This window comes from Pseudarthrobacter phenanthrenivorans Sphe3 (genome assembly GCF_000189535.1).
Taxonomy (GTDB): Bacteria; Actinomycetota; Actinomycetes; order Actinomycetales; family Micrococcaceae; genus Arthrobacter; species Arthrobacter phenanthrenivorans.
On the sequence record NC_015145.1, the window covers coordinates 4,098,199 to 4,120,479 of the forward strand.

Genomic DNA, 22,281 nt, shown 5'->3' on the forward strand with positions numbered 1-22,281 from the left:
AAGCCGCCGCCGCAGCTCTGGCAGCGGCATTCGATCGTTGCTAGCGTGTCGGAATGAGCCCCTCCAAGACGCCCGCCGAGATCCTCAGCATCGCAGGCACAGAGGTTCGCATCTCGAGTCCGGACAAAGTGCTGTTCCCGGAACAGGGCCTGACAAAGCTGGACCTGGTGCAGTACTACCTGTCCGTGGCGGAGGGTGCGCTGCGGGGCGCCGGCGGGCGGCCCATGGTGCTGAAGCGCTTTCCCAAAGGCATCGACGCCGAACCGTTCTTCCAGAAGCGCGTCCCGGAAAACCATCCGCCCTTCATCGACACCGCCACACTGCGCTACGCATCCGGCACCTCGGCTGAAGAAGCGGTGATCAGGGACGCAGCAGGCCTGGCATGGGTGGTGAACCTGGGCTGCCTCGACCTGAATCCCCACCCCGTCCGCGCGGAGGACCTGGAGCACCCCGACGAGCTGCGGGTGGACCTCGATCCGATGCCGGGGGTGGACTGGTCACAGATCGTGGATGTCGCGTACGTGGCGCGGGAGGTGCTGCATGATGTTGGCCTGGTGGGATGGCCGAAGACCAGCGGATCGCGCGGACTGCACATCCTGGTCCGCATTGCGCCGCAGTGGTCCTACCGGGACGTTCGGCTTGCGGCCGAAACCCTTGCCCGAGAGGTGGAAAACCGCGCTCCCGGCCTGGCAACCGCCCGGTGGTGGAAGGAGGAACGCGGCGAAAGCGTGTTCGTGGACTTCAACCAGAACGCGAAGGACCGCACGGTCGCATCCGCCTATTCCGTCCGGCCGCTGCCCGATGCCAGGGTTTCCACCCCGCTGGCCTGGGATGAAGTCCGCACCGCCCGGCCGGAACAGTTCACGGTCCTGACCGTACCTGGGCGCTTTGGCAGGATGGGTGACCCCCATGCCGGCATTGATGATGCGGTGGGCAGGCTCGACGGGCTGCTGGCACTGGCTGCCGAATTGGGACCCGCGGAAAAGCCTCCACGCAGCGGGGACGGCTCCGGCCGCCGGCAGTCCGTGATGCCGCTGATCGAAGTTGCCCGGACCAAGACAAAGCCCGAGGCGCTGGCCGCACTGGACGAGTGGAAGTCCCGGCACGCGGACCTCGTTCCCGCACTCCACCCCGCAGACATCCTGGTGGATGGGATGCGCGGCTCGAGCTCGCTCTGGTACCGGGTCAGGGTGAACCTGCAGCATGTCACGGAGCCGGAGCGCCCGCCGCAGGAGGAACTGATCGCCAATTATGACCCCTGGGCGGGCAGGGAATGGCCGGGGCAGCAGGACTCGTGACAAGGCAAGGCCCGTGACCAACTCTTGTCCCAACCGGTACATTCCAGACATTCCAGCCCGCAGGCACCGGCCGTAACGTTAATCCACCGGACCCGGAAAAGGATTGCGGTGCAGGCATGCCAGCAAGATGGAGCGAAAAGAGGGGCAGGGCACGGCTGCGGGGATTGGCTGCAGCCAGCCTGGCACTTCCGCTGTGGCTAAGCGCCTGCGTTGTTGACGGGCCCCGGGAGCCGGTCACCGAATCCTCCGTTCCGGCAGCAACCCCGGAGGCGGCGGCCCCAGCGGTGTCCTCCCCCACTCCGGCACCGCAGGCCAAGGACGCAGTGCCGCTGGGAACGGCGGGAACCACTGCCCCCGCTCGTGAAGAATCTGCCGCGCCGGGTCTCTCTGCCGGCCCGGGAACTGCCAGTGCCTCCGCCCGAGGCAAGTCGGCGCGGGGTGGGGAAGGGCCGCCCGAGGCTGCGGCCTCCGAAGCCGCCGGGGCAACCGCCGCGGGAACGGCAGCAGGTACGGTGACGGCGTACTACGTGCTTCCGGACGACGGCGGCAGGAACGGCGTGCGCTTCGGGTGCAATGACAGCCTGGTGGGCATCACCATGGAGTCACCCATCGCCGGCGACTCACTTCCTGCTGCCATGGAGGCATTGCTGCAGGCGCCGGGTGAAGCAGAAACCCCGCCGCCGGGCGTCTACAACGCCCTCTCCGGCTCCCGCCTCACCTTCCTCTCGGGCAGCTTCGATGGCACCACGGTGACCGTGTACCTGGCCGGTACCCTCCGCCCCGCCGGCACCTGCGACGTCCCGCGGCTGGAAGCCCAGCTCACGCAGACCGCACTGGCCTCGGTGGGAGCCATCCGGGCCGAAATCCGCGTCAACGGACGCAGCCTGGCCGAAGCGCTCTCGCTCAAATAATGGCAACGCGAAAGGGCAGGGCTACCGGTCGCCGGCACTTGGGTTTGTGCCACACTAATAAACAACTGTTGCTTTTCGGGCAACAGTCCGCTGTATCCTGATGATGTGAGCCACGAAACACTTGACGCCGCAGCAGGGACGCTGCCGGCAGAAGCCATTGATGCCATCGAGCGGGCGGCAACGTCCGCCCACCGCCATGACGAACTGTTTTCGGAGCGGGCCGCAAACATCCGCCAGTCAGCCGTGCGCGATGTCTTTGATATCTCCATGCGCCCCGGGCTTGTGTCGCTGGCCGGGGGAAGCCCCTACCTCCAGTCCCTCCCCCTCGAACGGCTCGCCGCCACGGCAGCGAAGATCATCTCCGAGGACGGGCTCACCGCACTGCAGTACAGCAGCGGCCAGGGATCGGAAGAACTCCGTGCCCAGATCTGCGAAGTGATGGCGGCAGAGGGCATCCGGGACGCCCTTCCGCAGAACGTGGTCATCACGGCGGGATCACAGTCTGCACAGGACGTGGCCACCAAGGTCTTCTGCAACCCCGGCGATGTGGTGCTGGTTGAAGACCCTACGTACGTGGGTGCCCTGAACACGTTCGAGGCCTACCAGGTCCAGGTGGAAACCGTGGCAATGGATGAGTCCGGCCTGGTTCCGGACCTGCTGGAGGCACGGATCGCCGCGCTTCAGCTGGCTGGCAAGAACGTCAAGTTCCTCTACACCATCCCCAACTTCAACAACCCGTCCGGCATCACCCTGGCCAAAGAGCGCCGCCAGAAGGTGGTCGATATATGCCGCAATGCGAATATATTGGTGCTTGAGGATAATCCATACGGCCTGCTCCGCTACAGCGGAGAACCCCTGGAGCCGCTGCGGGCGGAAAACCCTGACGACGTGATTTACATGGGTTCCTTCTCCAAGATTTTTGCCCCCGGGCTGCGGATCGGCTGGGCCCTGGTTCCCGAACACCTGCAGCGGCGCTACTACCTCGCGGCGGAAGCGGTAACGCTGTGTCCGCCTGCCTTCAATCAGATGCTGGTTTCCGCCTACCTTCGGGACTACGACTGGAAGGGACAGATCGGGACGTATCGAGGACTCTACGCGGAGCGCTGCAACGCCATGCTCGCCGCCCTGACCGAACACATGCCGGCCGGAACCACCTGGACCACTCCGGAGGGCGGCTTCTTTGTGTGGGTTACGCTCCCCGAAGGCGTGGATACCTATCCTTTGTTGCACAAGGCGATCGACGCCGGCGTGGTGTTTATTCCGGGAGCCGCCTTCACGCCGTCGGACGAGCCGTCCAACAAGCTGCGCCTGGCGTTCAGCGCCGTACCTCCGGAAGCGATCGCGGAAGGCGTCAGGCGGCTTGCGCCGGTGCTTCAGGAAGCAATCGCCGCGCTGTAGCCTTGGCCTGACCAGCGCCAACGAAACCAAGCAAAGGAGCAACATGAGCGGAATCATCGTCGTCGGTGTGGACGGCAGCGCAACTGCGAAGAAGGCGGCGGAGCAGGCGAGGGAACTCGCGGCAGCACTGGGCGCTTCCCTCCATGTGGTGTCCGCATTCGACAGCGACAAGACCGAGGTGTTCGGCAGCGGCAGCGACCGGTGGATCGTGTCCGACGCCGATGCCGCGGAGCACGTGGCCCGGACGGTCGCAGATTCGCTGGGCAGGGACATCAAGGTGACGTACTCGGCTGCCCGCGGACGCCCTGCGGACGCCCTGATCAAGGAAGCACTGCGGACCGAAGCGCGGATCATCGTGGTGGGAAACCGCAGGATGCACGGAATCGGCCGTGTGCTGGGCAGTGTTGCCAACAGCGTGGCCCATAACGCACCCTGCGACGTGTACATCGCCAACACCTACGACGCCGACTAGCAGTTACCCGGGACACTCCCCCTGGTGGCGCACGTCGCCTGGGGGAGTGTCTGTTCTCACGGCCATTCCGGAGTTCCGGGAAAGGGCGCGAAGATAAAATTGGAGAAGCCCCCAATGGTGCGGACAACCCGCATCCGCCACCACCCAAAGGCTCCAATGATTACTCTCCAGCGCCGCCACCTCCCAGGCCACGACATCCTCCTGGCCCGGCACGGCAACCACATCTGCTCCATGCGCGTTGACCGCGGCAATGACCGGGTAGTGGCCCTGCTGGATGACGGCAGTGTGGACAGCGCCCCCAACCTCATCGCGCCAGGGCTCAAGCTTCCCGAGACTGTGGGCAGTGTAATGCGGGAGGACTGGAAGCTCCTGACCGCCTGGGCGGGCATGGCCGCGGCGATGGGTGTCCTGATGGCCGGTGCTGCCGTGGTGCTGGGTACCACCGCGGACCCTGCCACCCTGGAAATGCTGGCTTCCGCCACCGCCTACTAGGGAAAGTCCGCCGCCCTCAGGGTGACACCAGCAGGCCCTGCAGGACCCACCAAATCCCGGCCATGACCACGCCGCCAAAGAGCGATCCGGCCACAACCTGAGCTGGGGAGTGGGCGCGCAGCACCACCCGCGACCAGCCGACGGCGGGGATCAACAGCAGCAGGGGAAGCCATGCCGCACCCAGCATGAGCACCCCAATTACGGCGGATGAGGAGATGGCAGCGGCATGCCCGCTGATCTTCCAAAAGGGGCTTACGCCGGCGAGCACCACCACGCCCGCCACCACGGCAAGGACCATCACCACCACGCTCTGCGGCGCACCCGCGGCGTCCAGCACCAGGAGCCCAGCCAGGATGGATGCGAGGGCCATCAGCAGCACAGGGGCGCGCTGCCGGCGGTCGCTGACATGGTGGTCCGTTACCTTCCCCAGCCGCACCAGCACCAGCAAGAGGACCAGCGGGAGGACGCAGACGAACAGGGCGGCGAGTGCCCCGTAGCCGGCGGTTCCCGGGAAGCCAGGCTGCGTAAGGGGACTGGCCAGCAGCTGGACGCTCACCACCACGGGGGGCTGGAGCGCCTCTGTCAGCCACCTCGCCGACCTGTTCTTGGCCCGGATGATGGTGCTGCTGTTAACGGCCATAGGATTTGCCTAGTCCAGGAGGAGCGCAGGCTCCTCCAGGATGGCAGCGACGTCCGCCATGAAGCGGGCGGACAGGTCTCCGTCCACCACGCGGTGGTCGAAGGATCCGCCAAGGGTGGTAATCCACCGGGGAATGACTTCGCCGTCCAGGACCCAGGGCTTCTGCTTGATGGTTCCGAAGGCCACGATGGCTACCTCGCCCGGATTGATGATGGGAGTGCCGGTATCAATGCCGAGGGCTCCAATGTTGGTGATGGTGAGCGTGCCCCCCTGCATATCAGCGGGCTTCGTCTTGCCGGCCCGGGCAGTGACGGCCAGGTTGTTGAGCGCCAGTGCCAGTTCCTTCAGCGAAAGGTCCTGCGCGTTCTTGATATTCGGCACCATGAGTCCCCGCGGGGTTGCCGCCGCGATCCCCAGGTTCATATAGTGCTTGACCTGGATTTCGGCACCATCGTTTCCGTCCGGGTTGTCCACCCAGGTGGCGTTGACGCTTGGATTCCGCGCCGCGGCCCAGATCACGGCCTTGGCGAGGATGAGCAGTGGCGAAACCTTGATGCCCTCAAAATCCCGCGACGATTTGAGCCGCTTGACGAATTCCATGGTCCGGCTGGCATCCACGTCCACGAAGATACTCACGTGCGGCGCCGCGAACGCGGAATCCACCATGGCCTTCGCCGTGGCCTTCCGGACGCCCTTGACGGGGATCCGTTCGATCCGCTGGTCCTGCGGCTTGCCGGCCTTGCCCCAGAATCCGTCCGCCTTGTCCAGTTCCGCGTCGCGCTGCGCCTGGTAGCTGACCAGGTCTTCCCGGGTGACCTCGCCCCGTGAACCGGTGGCCACCACGTCCGCCAGGTCAATGCCCAGGTCGCGGGCAATTTTTCGGACCGGCGGCTTCGCCAGCACCCGGTTCACCAGGCCCGTGATGGTTCCGCCGAGGGTGGGGCGGTTGTCGACGGGTGCGCTTTCGGTGTCCGTTGCGGAAACGGCGGCAGGCGTCAGCGGCTGGACAGGCTCAACCACCGGGGCGTTGGCCGTGACTGCGGACGCCGGCGACGATTTCCGCGGCCGCCGCTTGACGGCGTCGGCCTTTGGACCGGAACCCACCAGTGGACCGCCGGCCGGGGCACCGCCCTGCGTGCCGCCGTCGGCCGCTGCGCCGTCCGCCTCCTGGGTGGGGAGCGTTCCGTACAGCGGCTGGACCGGCGTTGCCGGCGCGCGGACGTCCGCGGGCGTGGGGTCGCCGGAAACGTCGTCGCTCACGCTGATGATGGCGGTCCCGACGTCGATAGTCACCCCTTCGGGCACCAGCAGTTCCGTGACGGTCCCCGCGAAGGGTGAGGGCAGTTCCACCAGGGACTTGGCCGTTTCGATCTCGCAGAGGACGTCGTTTATGGCGACGGCGTCACCTGGCTTGACCTTCCAGGAGACGATTTCGGCCTCGGTCAGGCCCTCGCCGACGTCGGGCAGGTTGAACTTGTTGAGAGTCATGGTGTCCTCGGTTGGAATCCTCAGTAGGAGAGGGCGCGGTCCAGCGCCTCAAGGATGCGGTCGATATCCGGAAGGTAGTCTTCCTCAACCTTGGCAACCGGGTAGGGCATGTGGAATCCGCCCACGCGGATAACCGGGGCTTCCAGGGAGTGGAAGGCCCGCTCGCTGATTCGGGCAGCGATTTCGCCGCCGATTCCGCCGAAGGTGGGTGCCTCATGGGCCACAATCAGGCGGCCCGTCTTCTGGACCGAGGCCGTGACCGTATCGAAGTCAAGGGGTGAGATGGACCGCAGGTCGATCACCTCGACGCTCCGGCCGTCCTCCTCGGCGGCGTTGGCGGCAGCAAGCGCAACGGGAACCAGCGGGCCGTAGGCCACGATGGTGGCATCGGTGCCCTTGCGGAGGACGTGGGCCTTGAAGGGATCCCCTGCCCGGCCAGGTGCGTCCATGTCCACCTCGCCCTTGAGCCAGTAGCGGCGCTTGGGCTCGAAAATGATCACCGGGTCCTGGCACTCCACCGCCTGCTGGACCATCCAGTACGCATCGTGGGCGTTGGACGGGGTGATGATGCGCAGGCCGGCCGTGTGGGCGAAGAGCGCTTCCGGTGACTCCGAGTGGTGCTCGACGGAACCGATGCCCCCGCCGTAAGGGATGCGGATGACCACCGGGACGGTGAGGTTGCCGTTGCTGCGGGCGTGCATCTTGGCCAGCTGGGTGGTGATCTGGTTGAAGCCGGGGAACACGAATCCGTCGAACTGGATTTCGCAGACCGGCCGGTACCCGCGCAGCGCAAGGCCGATGGCGGTTCCAATGATGCCCGATTCCGCCAGCGGGGTGTCCACTACCCGGTCCGGACCGAACTCGCCAATCAGCCCGTCCGTCACCCGGTAGACGCCGCCCAAGGGGCCGATGTCTTCACCCATCAGCAGTGATTTGGGGTTTTGGCTGAGGGTTGCACGGAGGCCTTCGTTGATGGCCTTGGCGATGGTCATGGTGGTCATCAGTGGCCTGCCTTTGCTGCTGCCTGGGCCTCTTCGCCGGGTTCCCCGGCTGCGAACCCTGCGCTGTATTCCTCAAACCAGGCAAGCTCCTCCGCCACCAGGGGGTGGGCTTCGGCGTAGGTGTTGGCGAAGGCGGAGCGGATGTCAGGAGTTTCAAGGTCGTGGGTGGTGCGCCGGACGTAGGCGGCGAGTTCATCGCCGTCGGCCTTCACCTTCGCGAAGAAAGCGTCGTCCGCCAGCCCTTCGGAGCGCAGGTATTTCTCCAGGCGGGACAGCGGATCCTTGGCCCGCCACGCATCCTCCTCGGCCGACTCCCGGTACTTGGTGGGATCGTCTGCGGTGGTGTGGGCGCCCACCCGGTAGGTGAAGGCCTCAATCAGGACCGGGCCCTTGCCCTGGCGTGCGTGCTCCAGAGCCCACTCGGTGACGGCGTGGACGGCAATGACGTCGTTGCCGTCCACCCGGATGCCGGGGAATCCATAGCCCTTGGCGCGGTTGGACAACGGAACCCGCGTCTGGACATTGGTGGGTACCGAGATGGCCCAGTGGTTGTTCTGGCAGAAGAACACCACGGGAGCATTGTAGGAGGAGGCGAAGACCATGGATTCGTGGACGTCGCCCTCGGAGCTGGCACCGTCGCCGAAGTAGGCGATGACGGCGGCGTCCTCCCCCGCACCGGCCGCGCCCGTTGCTGCTGCCAGCTTCTGGTCGCGCTGGATGCCCATGGCATAGCCGACCGCGTGCAGCGTCTGCGCAGCAAGGACCAGTGTGTAAAGGTGGAAGTTGGTGTCCTTCGGGTTCCAACCGCCGTTGGAGACTCCGCGGAACTGCCTGAGGAGCTCCGCAAGGTCCACGTTGCGGGTGAGGGCCACGCCGTGCTCGCGGTAGGTGGGGAAGATGTAGTCCTGAGGCTGGCTGGCCCGCCCGGAACCGATCTGCGCGGCCTCCTGCCCGGTCAGCGGCACCCAGAGGGCAAGCTGGCCCTGCCGCTGCAAGGCAGTGGCTTCCACATCGAACCTGCGGATCGCGGCCATGTCCGCGTAGAGGCCGCGGAGTCCCTCAGGGGTGATCTTCCGGGCGTACTCCGTGAAGACCGGATCAAAGCCGAGTTTTCCGTCAGGCCCGAGAAGCTGGATCATCTGCGCTGGAGGCTCACCCATGACCGCCTCGGCATCCGCCTCGCGCTGGTCGTCTACCGCTGTTTCGTCGAACTCGGTGGAAGGCAGATGTGTGCCCATACCGTCTCCTCGCTTGCCGCATGCGGATGCAGTGCAATGTCGCTGGGATATATGCCTTCAGAGGAATAGATTCCCGGCGCGGCATATATATTGCTGTACTGATCCTAACTTTATCTTCAGTAGGTACGCGCAGAGCTACTTGTTAAGCGCTAGGAACGAATGCGCCCCTTTGTATAGGTCGCACAGAGCTGGAGGAATCTGCTGTTCGCCTCCGCTTCGCCAATGCTCACCCTGACGCCCTCACCGGGAAACGCCCTGACGGACAAGGCCTTGCTGGCCGCAAGCTCAGCAAATTCGGCGCTATCCGCTCCCAGGCCAAGCCAGACAAAATTGCCCTGGGCGTCAGGAACAAACCAGCCCAGGCTCCGCAGGCCCGCCGTGACACGCTCCCTCTCATCCACGATGCTTTGTACCCTTTCTACAACCTGGGAGTAATTCTGCAGCGAAACCATGGCCGCTTTTTCTGCAATCTGCGACACGGCGAACGGCGTTGCCGCCACCCGCAGGTACTGCGTGAGTCCAGGATTGGAGACGCTGTAGCCCACCCGCAGCCCGGCCAGCCCGTGCGCTTTGGAGAAGGTCCGCAGTACCACAACGTTGGGGTACCTGCGGTACAAGGCGATGCCGTCCGCTGCGTCCTGCGCCCTGACGAACTCCTGGTAAGCCTCATCGATGACCACCACCACGTGCGGTGGGACCAGCCGGATGAAGTCCTCGGTCTCGGCTGCCCCGAGGACTGGGCCGGTGGGATTGTTGGGCGTGCAGAGCAGGATGACTTTGGTCCGGTCCGTGACAGCGGCCGCCATCGCCGGCAGGTCGTGCCGGCCGTCCTCAGTGACAGGTATGGGCACGCTTTCGGCTCCGGACAGGCCCACGCTGATGGGGTATGCCTCGAAGGAACGCCAGGCGTAAATCACCTCATCCGCGGTCCCGTCCTCATTCCGGCCTGCGAACGTGGCCAGCAACTGGTTGAGGGCGCCCAGGCTGCCCGCACCCGTGACGATGTCCTCAGCAGGAACTCCGAGGAACTCCGAGAGCTCCGCCCGCAGCTTGCTGCTCAGCGGGTCAGGATAGCGGTTGAAGTCCGCCTGGTGCGCGATGGCCTCAAGGACTGCCGGGAGCGGGGGCAGCGGATTTTCGTTCGAGGAGAGCTTGTAGCTCACCAGGCCATCCACGGCTGCTGCAGGTTTTCCGGCGGCATAGCGGGGCAGCCTGCCCACCACGGGGCGTGGCCGGGTGCCGCCCGTCACGGTCTCAGATGAGGTCATGCAGACCAGCCTACTTCGCAGGATGCTGGAGGGAAGGCGGTGTCACTCGCCTGCTTTTTGTTGCACGAAGGGCGGCCGGCGGAACCTGTGCAGAAAGTTCCGCCGGCCGCCCCGTTTACGTGCGCTCCCGTGTCAGGAGGGTCGCCCCGTTCCCGAACCGGCCGCGGACGGCGCGGTGGCGCTGTCCATCCGGGTGCCCGCCAGGTGCGGCGCCCAACCGTCCGTCCCGCGGAGGTACTCTTCCAGCGTGAACTCTGCGGCCAGGGCTGGATCCAGCTGGGGGCGGGTGGGGGTGATGCGGGATCCCGGCCCGTTGTTGTTGAACTCGTGGAACCGCGCTTCCCGCCAGGAGAAGCCGCTCATATCCGTCCAGGGCGTTTCGGAGATGTGCGACCCTAGCCAGGAGTTTCTGACCAACACCTGGGCGATGGCGTCCACGTCCCCGCTGGGATGCCAGGGACGGCCAAGGTGGACCGAACCCGCTGCGGCACTGGAGACAAACCTGCAGTCCGTAAACAGGTAGCCGTGCTTGATCCCGATGTTCACGCTGCCGGCGGAAACATAGCCGTTGTTGGTCCCGGACCCCCGGTCCAGGGAACGGATTTCACAGCCGGAGAAGACGGCGGTCCCCCGGCCAAAGATGAAGTCGACGTCCCCTTCCACGTAGCACCCGGCAAAGTAGGACCGTGCCTGGACACCGCGGGCCGGGGAATCGACCAGCAACGTGTCCTGGTTTCCGAGGCAGCGGATATTGCGCAGCACCGCTCGGTCTCCGGTCAGGAAGAGTGCAACCGCCTGACGGTTCTTCATCTCCTGGTTGGCGGCCTCATCGAAGTCATTGCTGAACGTGAGGTTTTCCGCGGTGAAGTCGGTCCCGTCAATCCGTACGCTCGCACTTCCGCCCGTTCCAAAGGGGCCAGTGCCGTCAGGCTTGGGGGTGCCGGAGGCATTGTTGTGGACAAGTACAACGTCCTCCGGCTTCTCTCCCAGCCCGATGAACGAGACTCTTGCCTTGTTGGCCGGCACCCGGACGGTTCCCCGGTAGGTGCCGGGCGCGATGCGGATCTGGGTGCGGCGCGTGCTGCCTGCGGGTACTGCGTCAACTGCAGCCTGCACTGTCTGGAAACCTGCTCCCGGTCCAACCTCCAGGACCAGCGGCTTATCCACAGGCCGTTCGCTAGGCCAATGGATCCCTTGCATCGGGTCAAGCCGGTCGTTGAGGTGCTGGAAATAACCGGGCGGCACCGCCTGCTGCGCCTGGAGTTCCAAAGCCACCAGTTTGGCCACGGCGAAGGCGCCTTCAGCCTGGAAGTGCGTGTTGTCGGCAACGCCGTCCGGGTACTGCGGGTAGCGGCCGGGGTCTGCATAAAGGAAATGGTTCTTGGTACCTTCCGGCCCGAGCTGCTGCCACAACTCCTTGGAGGAGGCGGAAAGGTCCACGAGCGGCGTTTGGGTTACGGCGGCGAGTTCACGGACAGCCTGTGGATAGGATCCGTGCGAATCCTGTGCCACGCCCAAGGCACTGAACCTGCGCCGTTCCACCGGGGTGACCAGCACGGGTTTGGCACCGCTGCCCCTGGCGCCGTCAATGTATTTCTGCAGGTACTCCTTGAACGTTGTCTGTGGATCCGTGCCCCTCGCCGGGTCCTGGACCTTCTCGTCATTGTGCCCGAAGGAGATGAGCAGGTAGTCGCCCGGCTGGAGCATGGCCACCACTTCGTCCAACAAGCCCGCATCGGCGAAACTCTTGGACGAGGCGCCGGACCAGGCACAGTCAAACACGCCGGACTGCGGCCCCAGCAGCAAGGGGAGCGCCTGTCCCCAGCCAGCCCGGGGACGTTCCGAGTGCTGATAGGCCGCGGAGGTGGAATCACCCACCACGAAGATGACCGGATGGGGGCGGTCCAAGGGAGGTTCGTTCGCTTGCAGGACGGCGGCATGGGCGCGCAGAGCGGCTGGTCCCGAGAGTCCCGCCGCTGCTGTCACTGCTCCCGCTGCCACCGCAGCCAGGACGGAGCGGCGGCTGGGCTTGAAGCGGCCCATCAGCGGGCCTCCCCTGCTGTGAAGACGGGTCCGACGGCGCCCGCCAGGAGTGCGGGCACAGCCTGGGCCGCATGGACGTGGGTTCGGAGTTCCGGCTTCCAGCTGTCGTCGGCCGCCAGTTGCCGGTCCGCGGGCGCGGCTGCGTTGTAGGCCTCACGGAGGTCCACGATCTTGCCATTTACTGCGTTACCGATGGTGGCAATGGCCTTCCCCTTGAAGTAGGAGATCACCGCTGCGGTGGGAATGTCTGCCGGGAGGGTGACGGCATTTGCCTCAGCATAGAGGTGGGATTCCACACCTGCCCTGAAGGTGTACCCGTACGGGATCCCCGATGAATCCGAGGTCCTGAAGTGGTTGTTGTACACGTCCACCTGTCCGTAGCGCACCCGGGGTGCACGCTGGCCCACATTGTCAAAGACGTTGTGGTGGATGGTTACGCGCAGCTTGCCAACATCCCCCCGGCTGGTGGAATCCGTGGACCCGATGAGCAGGAGCTTGTCGTGTTCCGAGAACCGGTTGTAGGACATGGTGACCAGGTCCGAGCCGTTGGTCACGTCAACGGCCCCATCGTGGACCTGGTACGGCCGGCCGAAGTAGCTGGGCTGGGCGCTGTCCAGGTTTGGGGCGTCAGTAAAGTGGGCATGGTCCACCCAGACGTTCCTGGACCCGTTGATGATCTGCAGGAGGTCATACTCGCTGTTCCAGTTACCGGTGTCACCGTCGGTGGGGTCCCAGGACGGAAAACAGTCGGCGGCATCACGCACTGTCAGATTCCGGACGATGACGTTCTCTGCCCGGTTGATTCGGAGCGCCGCCCCCGAGATGCTGCTGCCCGGCCCCGCTCCTACGAGGGTGGTGTTGCTGGGGATGTCCCAGCGGATCGTGGAGGCCTGCTTCGCCGCTGCAAGCCGCCGGGCGCTCTCCTGCGGCCCCTCCGGTTCCGTGTCCGTTCCGTATCGGACGGGATCGAAATCGGCCAGGTACCGGGCCAGGGAATACCCCGTTCCGCTTGCGTAGTCGTCGCAGCTCAGGGGAGAACCGTTCGCGTCCACGTTGGCCGCGATATCCCCGTGGATGCGGATGATCTTCGGCTCCGACCCTGCAAAGGCAAAGGCTGACAGCAGTTCAGCCTTTGTCGAGACGTCGTAAACCCGGTCTGCACTTGCTGCTGCTCCACCGGTGGTACCCGTTCCGGCTGCGGCCCAGCCATCATTCGCGGGGAGCACTTGGCGCTCCAGCGGCACGCGGGCAGTCTGCGCTGCGGGGTCGGCCTGCGGGGCAGGGGAAGCAAACGAGGTGGGTGAGCTTGCCAGCAGCGAGGCGGCCACGGCCACCAGCACTGACAGCGACGTTAAGGGCTTCGGATTACGCATGATCTCTCTTCCTCCATTGGAATGAACCACGCTCTGATGGCGGCAAACAGCACAGCTGGCCGCGCATGAGAAAGCGATTTCTCCACTATCGGAAACCGTTTTCTTGTTGTCAAGGGGTGCGTAAGTTTTTGACTTCGGCAACTCCGGCTTGTCACGGAACTCGTTTGCTCCAGGTTGGGGAATGCTGCGCCACCTGCACGGCATGCACAGACCAGAATGTGCAACGATTGGCACATGCGACTGATTGCCCGGGTACTGATCAACGCTCTGGCGCTTTGGGTGGCCAGCTGGATACTTCCTGGCCTGGAGATCGCCAGCTCTGCCGCCGCGGACGCCGTGGCCGGAAGCGGTGTCACGCAGGAAACTGACACCATAGGCCTGGTCCTGGCCTACTTGTTCATCGGCGCCATCTTTGGACTGGTGAACGTGCTGGTCAGGCCGCTGGTGAGCCTCCTTGCGCTGCCCATCACCATCCTGACCCTGGGTCTTTTTACGATCGTAATTAACGCTGCAATGCTGTACCTGACGTCCTGGATCAGCAGCTTCACCCCCGTGCACTTCACCATCGACTCCTTCTTCTGGACAGCGGTCCTCGCCGCCATCATCACCACCCTGGTCTCGCTGGTTGCCGGCGGAATCACAGGCGTCCGGCGGTAATACCTCCGGGCGGGAAAGCTATCGGCCGCCGTGTCCACGTTCCCGCCTTCGGGTGTTGGCCGCGTGGAGATCGGGCACCGCCGCTTGGGTCCGCGACAGGGAAAACCGGGTGGCCGTGGCGGCACCTCCGGTGCCGAGAATGGCGCCGAGGGCGGCGGTGGACTCCACAAGCGAAGGGTCGCCGCTTTGTGACACCAGCCGGGCTCCCTCCTGGTAGCTTTCCAGCTGGTGGCCAGGACCGATACCTACGTCCTCCCCCGTTTGGACGTACAAGTCATTGGTCATGGTGACCGTGACCTGGTTTCTGGCGTCCGGGTTCGGCGCACCGTCGGCGCCGGGAACCCAGTCGGTACGGTGCTCCAGGTGGAGGCTGCTGACGTCCGGCTTTGATGCAATGTGGGCGACGGGCGATCCCGCGGTCAAGACGTACTGGAGGTCGTATTCATTCAGGAAGTCGTCACTTGCTGCCAGGTTCATCGTGTGGATACCCCCTTGGCTGAAACCGACGCCCACTACAGGGTCACCCTTTCTTGCCCCCGCTGCCTCAAGGGCTTCCCGAACAGCCTTGTTGACACTTTCCGAGCGGTCTCCCACGCCTTCGACTATGCCGTCCAGATCAAAGGGATTTGCGCCCTCCGCGGCGTCACGCAGCTGCGTGCCCGGGATGACCACCACGTAGGCTCTACGCCCACCGCCATCAACTTCGATGACCTCGATATAGCCGGCGCCGCGTTCATCAATTACCCGGACACGTTCCAGCAGGCCCGATGGAGAAGGATCCAGGACAATTGGAACACTCTCCTCCGTGGTGACTTTCAGCGGGCGAGGCCTGAGCGCTGGAATCACTGCATCCGCCAGGGTCTTGAGGAGGGGAGAGACAAATGTGGCATTGCCGACGATGTTCTCGGCGGCGCTTCGGTTGAGAAACCCTGTCCGCCAGAAGTCCGCGTGGCGTTCAAGTTCTCCTTCAACGTTTGGAACTCCCAGACCACGGGCAGCGCCCGCCAACCACTCCGCCATCTCATACTCGTGCTTGGAGGCCCGGACCTGGCTGCTGATGCGCTGCAGTTCGGTCCGGACCGCCCGGACGCTCCGCTCGGCTTCCCACACCGCCGTCAGGGCAATGGTTCCCGTCCACCTGGGCAGATCCTGGTAAGGAGTGAGGTCCTCCCAGATGCGGCGGACCTCGACCTCGATCGCGGCGAGCCTGCCTGCGAGGTCATCCAGCTTCCCGGTACCGCCGGCGAGCTCCTCCAGCTGGAAGCTGATGCCGCCCATGCCTCCCCGGATCGCCAGGGTTCCATCATCCGCCGGCCCGGAAACCCGGATAGGCCCGCCGCTGCCTGAAGGGGTTGCCTCGGCCATTACGGCCTGCCGCCGTAGGAACAGGCAGCCACCGAGGTCTCCTGGCTGTGCCTGGCCACAGCGGCCCTTGCCTCAATCAACGATTCGAGCGAACGGCGCAGGGCAGCGGCCTGGAGTGACACAGCGTCCCGGTATGCCCGGCCTGCCGGTGATTCCCACTGCAGCAACTGGATATCGCTGAATCCTGCAAGGACTTCCTCTGCCCGGACCAGGCAGGCCGCCACGCGATCCGCCAGCTGGTCCACCTGGGAAGCACGCAGCATGCCGGTCCGCAGGTCCGTGCCCGCCAGTTCGCTGCTCATTGCCCTTCCCACCACACCTTTGCCCGTTGCATCCGATGAATCCCCCGTTCCGCCCGGCGCTGCCCTTCCCTGCTCCGACGCTACGGAGGACTGCCCCTGACCTGAAGAACCGCCGTCGGCTATGTGGACAAGTAACGGAGACTGCACCGCTTAAGGGGCTGCGGGACTTCGTGAAAGAATCAGCACATGCCTGAAACTGCCGCCACAGCTGATACCCGTACGCCCTCAGGACGCCTGGCCCTCGCCGCGTCCCCGGAAAAAATAGCGCTCGGCCCGCTGGACGGCCGCTACCAGTCCGCCGTCGCGCCCCTCGTTGACTACCTGTCCGAGGCAGCGCTGAACCGTGACCGTGTGGCAGTGGAAGTTGAATGGCTCATCCACCTGACCAGCAACAACGTTCTTCCCGGCGCGGGACCCCTCACAGCAGACCAGCAGGAAGAGCTGCGCGCCATCGTCACCGAATTCGATGCCGCGGCCGTGGCCGAGCTGGCCGAGATCGAGGCCGTCACTGTCCACGACGTCAAGGCCGTGGAGTACTACATCGGCCGGCGCCTGCCGGCTATCGGCATCGAAAACCTCACGGCCATGGTCCACTTCGGCTGCACCTCGGAGGACATCAACAACCTTTCCTATGCACTGGGCATCAAGGGTGCTGTGGAGGACGTGTGGCTTCCTGCCGCCCGCAACCTGGTAGCCCAGATCAGCAGGATGGCCGAGGACAACCGCGCAGTCCCCATGCTGTCCCGCACGCACGGCCAGCCCGCCACCCCCACGACCCTGGGCAAGGAACTGGCGGTCACCGCGCACCGCCTCACCCGCCAGCTGGACCGGATCGCCAAAACCGAATACCTGGGCAAGATCAACGGTGCCACCGGAACCTACGCCGCGCACATCGCCTCCGTTCCCGGCGCTGACTGGCAGCAGGTCTCCAAGTCATTCGTGGAAGGGCTGGGGCTGACCTGGAACCCGCTCACCACGCAGATCGAAAGCCACGACTGGCAGGCAGAACTGTACGCCGACGTCGCGCGTTTCAACCGCATCCTGCACAACGTCTGCACGGACATCTGGAGCTACATCTCCATCGGCTACTTCGCCCAGATCCCCGTGGCCGGCGCCACGGGTTCCTCCACCATGCCGCACAAGGTGAACCCCATCAGGTTCGAGAACGCCGAGGCCAACCTCGAAATCTCCAACGGCCTGCTGGACACCCTGGGCGCCACCCTGGTGACCTCCCGCTGGCAGCGCGACCTCACCGACTCCTCCAGCCAGCGAAACATCGGCGTGGCATTCGGCCACTCCCTGCTGGCCATTTCCAACGTGGCCAAGGGCCTGGAGCGCCTGGACGTGGCCGAAGACGTGCTCGCAGGAGACCTTGACACCAACTGGGAAGTGCTGGGCGAGGCCATTCAGATGGTCATGCGCGCCGAGGCTATTGCCGGCGTCGAAGGCATGGAGAACCCTTACGAACGGCTCAAGGACCTTACCCGCGGCCAGCGGGTGGATGCCGCCCGCATGCAGGAATTCGTACAAAGCCTGGGCCTTTCGGCCGAAGCGGAAGCACGCCTGCTTGCGCTGACGCCCGGAAAGTACACGGGCATCGCGGACCAGCTGGTGGACCACCTTAAGTAGTCCGCTACATCAAGCAGGAAAGCACGACGACGGTGCCGGGCTCCCATGAGCCCGGCGCCTTTCGCATTGGCACGCGCGCGCCAACCCGGCCCGCTGTTCCTTCGGCGGGATGCGAAACTTGATATATGAAGCTGCTGCTTATCCGCCACGGACAAACTCCCGGAAACGTGCTCGGCCAACTGGACACGGCCCATCCGGGTCCCGGGCTTACGGAACTGGGTGAGCGGCAGGCTGAAGCAATGGCGCGATCACTCGCCAATGAGCCCATCGGGGCCTTGTATGCCTCCACGCTGATCCGGACCCAGATCACCGCCGCGCCTCTTGGCCAGGTGCATGGCCTGGACGTCGAGGTGCTGGAAGGGCTGCACGAGATTGAAGCCGGCGCCCTCGAAAAACTCACGGATGAGGAAGCCCATAAGCGCTATATGGGAACTGTGTTTTCCTGGGCTGCCGGGGACCTGGACAAGCGGATGCCTGCCGGTCCGGACGGGCATACGTTTTTCGCGCGCTTTGACGCTGCCATCCGCCAAGTGGTGGACCGTGCCTTCGGGCAGCAGCACGAGGCGGCCGCCGTGGTCAGCCACGGTGCAGCGATCCGCACCTGGGCCGGCCGGCGGGCCGAGGATGCAGACCATGAATTCGCTGCCCGGCACGTCCTGGCCAATACCGGAATTGTTGCCCTGGAAGGGGACCCGGACAGCGGGTGGAAACTGATCCACTGGGACGGAAGCCCGGTGGGCGGACTGGCCCTGGCCGACCCGACGGCGGCGGATCCCACCGGCAGGGACGTCAAGGGCGCCTAGGCCAGCTGCCTGATCCGGCGGGCCGGAAAGACCGCCATCCTGCGGCATTGGCTGCCCGCTTCGTCCAGGGGAACGGGGATCAAGCGGGCAGCGATCCCGGCGGCCTCTGCCGCCGTCGGCCGTTCTGCACTGTCCATGGCGGTCAGGGACCGGAGGAACGAACACCACCGCGGCCCCAGGGAGTCGGGGACGTCCGGGCTGCGTAGGGTCCTCGCAACGAGTGACTCGATGGCGGTCCCGGGAAAGGCCTTGGATCCGGTCAGCAGTTCCAGCAGGACCAGGCCCATGGCGTAGACGTCCCAGGATGCGCGTGCGGGACCGCCCGAGGCCTGCTCGGGGCTCATGTAGTGGACGGTTCCGGACGAGATTCCCGGTTCAGGAGCTGCCCCGTCAGCGGCTGCGATGCCGAAGTCGATGATTCGGACCGGGCTCCTCCTCAGCCCGCTCAGCATCAAGTTCCCCGGCTTGATGTCCCGGTGGACCAGCCCTTGTCCGTGCAGGTGGGCAAGGGCACTGAAAAGTCCGGTGGCCCACCCTGCAACGGTCCCGGGGGTGCAGGCGCCGCTGCGGCATGCCTCGGCGAGGCTCGTGCCCAGAGCCAGCTCTTCGACCAGGAAGGGGCGGCCCGCGAGGTGCGTACCGGCCGGCATCACGCCCTGGCGGATAAACCTGACGATGGACGGGTGCTGCACTGCGGCCAGGACGTCAGCTTCGGTGTTGATCCGCAGTATGTGCTTTCCGGATGTCCCCACAGCCACTTTGACGGCTACGTCTGGCCCGCCGGCCCGATCAACGGCGCGGAAGACCTCGGCCAAGGAACCCCGGCCCAGAAGCTCCTTGAGCTGGTAGCGGTTTGCCACAATCGGCTGCCCGGCGTGTTGGCCGGTCCGGATCAGCAGCGGCGTGCCGGCAGTCATGCGGAGAGGGGCAGGGCATGTGGGGCGTGGGACTCGGCAGCCTGAGCAGGGGATGTGCGGGCGTACGGTGAGCGGATCCAGGCGTCGAGCTGGAAGCCGCACCGGCAGCGCCAGACGGGCGGAAGGTGGACGGGACCCTCGTCGGCCGGTTCGAACGTATAGCCGACGGCGGCGGGACCGACAGCGGGGGTGACCAGTTCCATGGCGGTTCCGCAGTGCATAGCCGGTTCAGTGCCGGGAGCGCCCGGGAAGCCGGAAGGAGCAGTGGACGGCAAATCCAGGGGCAAAAGCTCAGTAAAGGTAACCAACACGCTCACGACTCCGGCTGTAAGTAAGTACGGGAATAATCGTAAGCATACATATAGCTAGTCGATCTAGCTAGTCAGGCTAGTTACTTTTCTTCGTGGCGTGATTGCTGCAGCGCTTTGGTCATCCGTTCAAGGAACTCCACCACCACACGCGCTTCATCAGCGGTCAAGGCCTCGGCGACGGTCATCATCTCCCGGTGCATGGCACCCAGGGTTACCCGGACCTCCCGGTCCGATTCAACAGTAGGCACTACCACCACGGAGCGCCTGTCGCTGGGGTGGGCTTCCCTGCGAACATGGCCGCTGGCAACAAGCCTGTCAATAAGGGAAGTTGTTGAGGCGCTGGTAATTCCGAGGAACTGGCTGATGTCCTTGGGTACCACCGACTTGCCCGAGGCCTGCGCGCGGAGAAGGTAACGGAGGGCAAGGATGTCCGTTTCGCCCATGCCCATGGAGTCGCGGGTGGCCCGGCGTACCGTGGTCTCAGCGGTCCGGTAGTCCCGCAGGGACTTCAGCACCGCAGCGCTGTAATCCAGTTGACCGTCCGGCCCGTACCAGTAGCCGGAGCCTTCGTTACCCGTAGAACCCATGCAATCATCCTAGACCAGCTGATAACTAGGCAACCAAGCGACCTGGCCCGGCTCCGTCAAAAAGCGTTATCCGGGCCATAACCGGCGGGAAACACCGGCGTAACGGCCGTCTCCTAGCCTAGATTCGCATAACCCTTCGGCGAATCGAGGCAGAATGCAGACCAACCCGCGGCTCAACATCAGGCAGGTTCCCTGGTCCAATCCCGTAGGTGCCGACCTCCGCCGCGCCCAGCGGGCCGAACTCGACGCCCGCTTTGGTACCCCTGACCACGAACCCGGCCCGCCGCCGTCGGGCGCTGATTGCGCTGTCTTCCTGGTGGCCTACGACAAAGGATCAGGCCAGCCAGTGGGCTGCGGCGGGCTGCGCATGCTCGACGCCACTACGGCAGAGATCAAGCGGCTCTACGTCCTGCCCTATACCCGGGGCTCCGGGGTGGCGAGTTCAATCCTGGCGGCCCTTGAGGCGGAAGCCTTCAGGCAGGGAATCACGCGAATCAAGGCAGAAGCAGGATCCGCGCAACCGGACGGGCGGAATTTCTACCAGAACTCCGGCTTCGAACCCGTCCCCAATTTCGGGCCGTACGTGGGGGTTGCACACTCCTACTGCTACGCCAAGAGCATCAATGCCCGCAGCGCCGCCCAGACGGCGATGGCGTAGGGCGGGGCATACGGGCGGCTCGTCACGCCGGGTAGGCCTGTATCTACACGGAGATCACCAACGACAGGGACAGGATCCCCAGACACCACCCCACGGAGGCCGTACCTCAGGACTGACAACGGACAGGACGCACGACGGCGGCGGGCGGCAAGGAGTTAACTCGACGTTAACGCCGGAGGCACCAACCGTTCCTGCGGCTGGACCAGAGTGGACAGCCGGGCTGTTTATCGAATCGATAGCAATAAGGCCCGGATTTTGCCGTGTCCGGCTATAGGCTGGCCGGACATGCTCCGATTCCAGTCCAGAAATGAGTCCTGATCGTGCGTAAATTCCAAGCTTTGGTCGCCGCCGCCGTCGCCGCCACCCTCCTTGCCGGATGCGGAGGGGGATCAGCTACCCCCGCGGCTTCGGGCGACGCCTCCTCGGCGCCTGCCGCCAGCGGCGAAACCCTGGTTGTCTACACCAATTCCAACGGGGAAGGCCGCGGCGAATGGGTGACTGCCAAGGCCGCCGAGGCCGGCTTCAAAATCGAGATCGTGGGTGCCGGTGGCGCTGATGCCACCAACAAACTCATCGCCGAGAAGAACAATCCGATCGCCGACGTAGCGTTCGGGCTGAACAACATGTACTTCTCGCAGATCACCGCAGAGGGTGCCCTCGAGCCTTATGAACCGAGTTGGGCAGGGGACGTGGACAAGTCCCTAAGCGACGGTGAAACCTACTGGCCCCTGGTGAAGCAGGCCATCCTGCTGGGCTACAACTCGGACAAGATCTCGAAGGACAACGCACCCCGGGACTGGACGGACCTGTGGACCAAGGACGAGTTCAAGGACCGCTACGAACGGGTGACCGGCCTGGGCACAGCAACGGCACAGCTCGTCTTTGCAGGGATCCTCAGCCGCTACCGGGACGATTCCGGCGACCTGGGCATCTCGGACGAGGGCTGGAAGCAGGTGGAGCAGTACTTCCAGAACGGAAGCCCGGCGGTGGCAAAGACGGACCTCTTTGCCCGGATTGCTTCCGGGGAAGTGGACATGGGCCAGATGCCGTCCTCGATCATCGCCGAGCGTGAGAAGTCCTTCAAGGTGAACGTCGAGGCAGTGGTCCCGTCCGTGGGTGTCCCCCTGGCCGTGGAACAGATCGCCCTGGTGAAGGGAACGAAGAAGGAAGAGCAAGCCAAGAAGTTTATCGACTGGTTCGGCAGCGCCGAGGTTCAGGGCGAGTTTGCCAAGCAGTTCAATTCCATGCCGGTCAACAAGGGTGCCGAAGCGCAGGCAAACCCCGAGGTGGTGGACTTCTTCGCGAACCTCAAGCAGCAGGACATCGACTGGGAGTTCGTGCAGGAGAACATGGGCGCCTGGGTGGAGAAGATCGAGCTCGAATACATGACGTAACCGGTCCGCTGCCGGCCCCGTCAACCCGACCTTCGC

The 22,281-nt window shown here is 64.9% G+C and carries 22 protein-coding genes; 10 read left to right on the forward strand and 12 right to left on the reverse strand.

From position 1 onward, the window contains the following. Positions 1 to 53: 53 nt before the first annotated feature. The 5 genes from ligD (at position 54) to ASPHE3_RS19015 (ending at position 4,571) form a co-directional block, all read left to right on the forward strand. The gene (gene ligD / locus ASPHE3_RS18995; RefSeq protein ID WP_013602811.1) at positions 54 to 1,298 is read left to right on the forward strand and encodes a non-homologous end-joining DNA ligase; all 1,245 of its coding nucleotides are present in this window, start codon (positions 54 to 56) and stop codon (positions 1,296 to 1,298) included. A gap of 116 nt (positions 1,299 to 1,414) precedes the next feature. Next, entirely contained in the window at positions 1,415 to 2,209 is a 795-nt protein-coding gene (locus tag ASPHE3_RS22745; RefSeq protein ID WP_254362946.1) for a hypothetical protein, read from the forward strand. A gap of 105 nt (positions 2,210 to 2,314) precedes the next feature. Then, a complete protein-coding gene (locus tag ASPHE3_RS19005; RefSeq protein ID WP_013602813.1) occupies positions 2,315 to 3,607 on the forward strand; it encodes an aminotransferase-like domain-containing protein in 1,293 nt (430 codons plus the stop codon). A 43-nt stretch (positions 3,608 to 3,650) separates the two neighbouring features. Continuing rightward, positions 3,651 to 4,079, forward strand: coding sequence for a universal stress protein (locus ASPHE3_RS19010; RefSeq protein ID WP_013602814.1), 429 nt, complete (start codon positions 3,651 to 3,653; stop codon positions 4,077 to 4,079). Positions 4,080 to 4,235: 156 nt separating this feature from the next. Further along, positions 4,236 to 4,571 (forward strand): hypothetical protein, encoded by a 336-nt coding sequence (locus ASPHE3_RS19015; protein ID WP_013602815.1) that lies wholly within the window; start codon positions 4,236 to 4,238, stop codon positions 4,569 to 4,571. A 16-nt stretch (positions 4,572 to 4,587) separates the two neighbouring features. Here the strand turns inward: ASPHE3_RS19015 and ASPHE3_RS19020 are convergent, their stop codons facing one another. The 7 genes from ASPHE3_RS19020 to ASPHE3_RS19050 all read right to left on the reverse strand — a co-directional run bounded on the left by ASPHE3_RS19020 (position 4,588) and on the right by ASPHE3_RS19050 (position 13,622). Continuing rightward, positions 4,588 to 5,211, reverse strand: a complete 624-nt coding sequence (locus tag ASPHE3_RS19020) for a phosphatase PAP2 family protein (protein WP_013602816.1) — start codon at positions 5,209 to 5,211, stop codon at positions 4,588 to 4,590. A gap of 9 nt (positions 5,212 to 5,220) precedes the next feature. Further along, positions 5,221 to 6,699: a 2-oxo acid dehydrogenase subunit E2 gene (locus tag ASPHE3_RS19025; protein ID WP_013602817.1), complete on the reverse strand. Its 1,479-nt coding sequence runs from the start codon at positions 6,697 to 6,699 to the stop codon at positions 5,221 to 5,223. 20 nt (positions 6,700 to 6,719) lie between these two features. Beyond that, a complete protein-coding gene (locus ASPHE3_RS19030; RefSeq protein ID WP_013602818.1) occupies positions 6,720 to 7,700 on the reverse strand; it encodes an alpha-ketoacid dehydrogenase subunit beta in 981 nt (326 codons plus the stop codon). Continuing rightward, positions 7,700 to 8,938 carry a pyruvate dehydrogenase (acetyl-transferring) E1 component subunit alpha gene (gene pdhA / locus ASPHE3_RS19035; protein WP_013602819.1) on the reverse strand — a complete coding sequence of 413 codons (1,239 nt, stop codon included), beginning with the start codon at positions 8,936 to 8,938 and terminating at the stop codon, positions 7,700 to 7,702. The genes ASPHE3_RS19030 and pdhA overlap by 1 nt, the downstream gene beginning before the upstream one ends. 149 nt (positions 8,939 to 9,087) lie before the next feature. After that, positions 9,088 to 10,206: a histidinol-phosphate transaminase gene (locus ASPHE3_RS19040; protein ID WP_013602820.1), complete on the reverse strand. Its 1,119-nt coding sequence runs from the start codon at positions 10,204 to 10,206 to the stop codon at positions 9,088 to 9,090. 132 nt (positions 10,207 to 10,338) lie between these two features. Then, entirely contained in the window at positions 10,339 to 12,249 is a 1,911-nt protein-coding gene (locus ASPHE3_RS19045) for a pectinesterase family protein (protein WP_013602821.1), read from the reverse strand. After that, positions 12,249 to 13,622, reverse strand: a complete 1,374-nt coding sequence (locus ASPHE3_RS19050; RefSeq protein WP_013602822.1) for a pectate lyase family protein — start codon at positions 13,620 to 13,622, stop codon at positions 12,249 to 12,251. The genes ASPHE3_RS19045 and ASPHE3_RS19050 overlap by 1 nt, the downstream gene beginning before the upstream one ends. Positions 13,623 to 13,856: 234 nt before the next feature. On the opposite strand from ASPHE3_RS19050, the gene ASPHE3_RS19055 reads away from it, so the two are divergent. After that, positions 13,857 to 14,279, forward strand: a complete 423-nt coding sequence (locus ASPHE3_RS19055) for a phage holin family protein (protein WP_013602823.1) — start codon at positions 13,857 to 13,859, stop codon at positions 14,277 to 14,279. 18 nt (positions 14,280 to 14,297) lie between these two features. Here ASPHE3_RS19055 and ASPHE3_RS19060 read toward each other — a convergent pair whose 3' ends face one another. Both ASPHE3_RS19060 and ASPHE3_RS19065 read right to left on the reverse strand, forming a co-directional pair. After that, on the reverse strand, positions 14,298 to 15,644 hold the full coding sequence (locus tag ASPHE3_RS19060) for a hypothetical protein (protein ID WP_013602824.1): 1,347 nt from the start codon (positions 15,642 to 15,644) through the stop codon (positions 14,298 to 14,300). Then, positions 15,644 to 15,946 (reverse strand): hypothetical protein, encoded by a 303-nt coding sequence (locus tag ASPHE3_RS19065; protein WP_013602825.1) that lies wholly within the window; start codon positions 15,944 to 15,946, stop codon positions 15,644 to 15,646. Before ASPHE3_RS19065 ends, ASPHE3_RS19060 begins: the two co-directional genes overlap by 1 nt. 186 nt (positions 15,947 to 16,132) lie before the next feature. On the opposite strand from ASPHE3_RS19065, the gene purB reads away from it, so the two are divergent. After that, on the forward strand, positions 16,133 to 17,575 hold the full coding sequence (purB, locus tag ASPHE3_RS19070) for an adenylosuccinate lyase (protein WP_013602826.1): 1,443 nt from the start codon (positions 16,133 to 16,135) through the stop codon (positions 17,573 to 17,575). Positions 17,576 to 17,700: 125 nt separating this feature from the next. Further along, positions 17,701 to 18,378 (forward strand): histidine phosphatase family protein, encoded by a 678-nt coding sequence (locus ASPHE3_RS19075; protein WP_013602827.1) that lies wholly within the window; start codon positions 17,701 to 17,703, stop codon positions 18,376 to 18,378. On the opposite strand, the gene ASPHE3_RS19080 is transcribed toward ASPHE3_RS19075, so the two are convergent. The 3 genes from ASPHE3_RS19080 to ASPHE3_RS19090 form a co-directional block, all read right to left on the reverse strand. Continuing rightward, a complete protein-coding gene (locus ASPHE3_RS19080) occupies positions 18,375 to 19,295 on the reverse strand; it encodes a serine/threonine-protein kinase (protein WP_013602828.1) in 921 nt (306 codons plus the stop codon). The genes ASPHE3_RS19075 and ASPHE3_RS19080 overlap by 4 nt on opposite strands. Further along, positions 19,292 to 19,612, reverse strand: coding sequence for a hypothetical protein (locus ASPHE3_RS19085; RefSeq protein WP_141001712.1), 321 nt, complete (start codon positions 19,610 to 19,612; stop codon positions 19,292 to 19,294). Before ASPHE3_RS19085 ends, ASPHE3_RS19080 begins: the two co-directional genes overlap by 4 nt. A 74-nt stretch (positions 19,613 to 19,686) precedes the next feature. Further along, entirely contained in the window at positions 19,687 to 20,193 is a 507-nt protein-coding gene (locus ASPHE3_RS19090) for a MarR family winged helix-turn-helix transcriptional regulator (RefSeq protein WP_013602830.1), read from the reverse strand. A gap of 154 nt (positions 20,194 to 20,347) precedes the next feature. Here ASPHE3_RS19090 and ASPHE3_RS19095 point away from each other — a divergent pair, with 154 nt between their 5' ends. Both ASPHE3_RS19095 and ASPHE3_RS19100 read left to right on the forward strand, forming a co-directional pair. Beyond that, positions 20,348 to 20,851 (forward strand): GNAT family N-acetyltransferase, encoded by a 504-nt coding sequence (locus ASPHE3_RS19095; protein WP_013602831.1) that lies wholly within the window; start codon positions 20,348 to 20,350, stop codon positions 20,849 to 20,851. Positions 20,852 to 21,171: 320 nt separating this feature from the next. Beyond that, entirely contained in the window at positions 21,172 to 22,245 is a 1,074-nt protein-coding gene (locus ASPHE3_RS19100; protein ID WP_013602832.1) for an extracellular solute-binding protein, read from the forward strand. Positions 22,246 to 22,281: the final 36 nt, after the last annotated feature.

Excerpts from the sequence above, each read along its gene's own strand:
- ligD (WP_013602811.1), top strand. The coding sequence starts at position 54 with ATGAGCCCCTCCAAGACGCCCGCCGAGATCCTCAGCATCGCAGGCACA.
- ASPHE3_RS22745 (WP_254362946.1), top strand. The coding sequence starts at position 1,415 with ATGCCAGCAAGATGGAGCGAAAAGAGGGGCAGGGCACGGCTGCGGGGA.
- ASPHE3_RS19010 (WP_013602814.1), top strand. The coding sequence starts at position 3,651 with ATGAGCGGAATCATCGTCGTCGGTGTGGACGGCAGCGCAACTGCGAAG.
- ASPHE3_RS19015 (WP_013602815.1), top strand. The coding sequence starts at position 4,236 with ATGATTACTCTCCAGCGCCGCCACCTCCCAGGCCACGACATCCTCCTG.
- ASPHE3_RS19020 (WP_013602816.1), bottom strand. The coding sequence starts at position 5,211 with ATGGCCGTTAACAGCAGCACCATCATCCGGGCCAAGAACAGGTCGGCG.
- ASPHE3_RS19025 (WP_013602817.1), bottom strand. The coding sequence starts at position 6,699 with ATGACTCTCAACAAGTTCAACCTGCCCGACGTCGGCGAGGGCCTGACC.
- ASPHE3_RS19030 (WP_013602818.1), bottom strand. The coding sequence starts at position 7,700 with ATGACCACCATGACCATCGCCAAGGCCATCAACGAAGGCCTCCGTGCA.
- pdhA (WP_013602819.1), bottom strand. The coding sequence starts at position 8,938 with ATGGGCACACATCTGCCTTCCACCGAGTTCGACGAAACAGCGGTAGAC.
- ASPHE3_RS19040 (WP_013602820.1), bottom strand. The coding sequence starts at position 10,206 with ATGACCTCATCTGAGACCGTGACGGGCGGCACCCGGCCACGCCCCGTG.
- ASPHE3_RS19045 (WP_013602821.1), bottom strand. The coding sequence starts at position 12,249 with ATGGGCCGCTTCAAGCCCAGCCGCCGCTCCGTCCTGGCTGCGGTGGCA.
- ASPHE3_RS19050 (WP_013602822.1), bottom strand. The coding sequence starts at position 13,622 with ATGCGTAATCCGAAGCCCTTAACGTCGCTGTCAGTGCTGGTGGCCGTG.
- ASPHE3_RS19055 (WP_013602823.1), top strand. The coding sequence starts at position 13,857 with ATGCGACTGATTGCCCGGGTACTGATCAACGCTCTGGCGCTTTGGGTG.
- ASPHE3_RS19060 (WP_013602824.1), bottom strand. The coding sequence starts at position 15,644 with ATGGCCGAGGCAACCCCTTCAGGCAGCGGCGGGCCTATCCGGGTTTCC.
- ASPHE3_RS19065 (WP_013602825.1), bottom strand. The coding sequence starts at position 15,946 with ATGAGCAGCGAACTGGCGGGCACGGACCTGCGGACCGGCATGCTGCGT.
- purB (WP_013602826.1), top strand. The coding sequence starts at position 16,133 with ATGCCTGAAACTGCCGCCACAGCTGATACCCGTACGCCCTCAGGACGC.
- ASPHE3_RS19075 (WP_013602827.1), top strand. The coding sequence starts at position 17,701 with ATGAAGCTGCTGCTTATCCGCCACGGACAAACTCCCGGAAACGTGCTC.
- ASPHE3_RS19080 (WP_013602828.1), bottom strand. The coding sequence starts at position 19,295 with ATGACTGCCGGCACGCCGCTGCTGATCCGGACCGGCCAACACGCCGGG.
- ASPHE3_RS19090 (WP_013602830.1), bottom strand. The coding sequence starts at position 20,193 with ATGGGTTCTACGGGTAACGAAGGCTCCGGCTACTGGTACGGGCCGGAC.
- ASPHE3_RS19095 (WP_013602831.1), top strand. The coding sequence starts at position 20,348 with ATGCAGACCAACCCGCGGCTCAACATCAGGCAGGTTCCCTGGTCCAAT.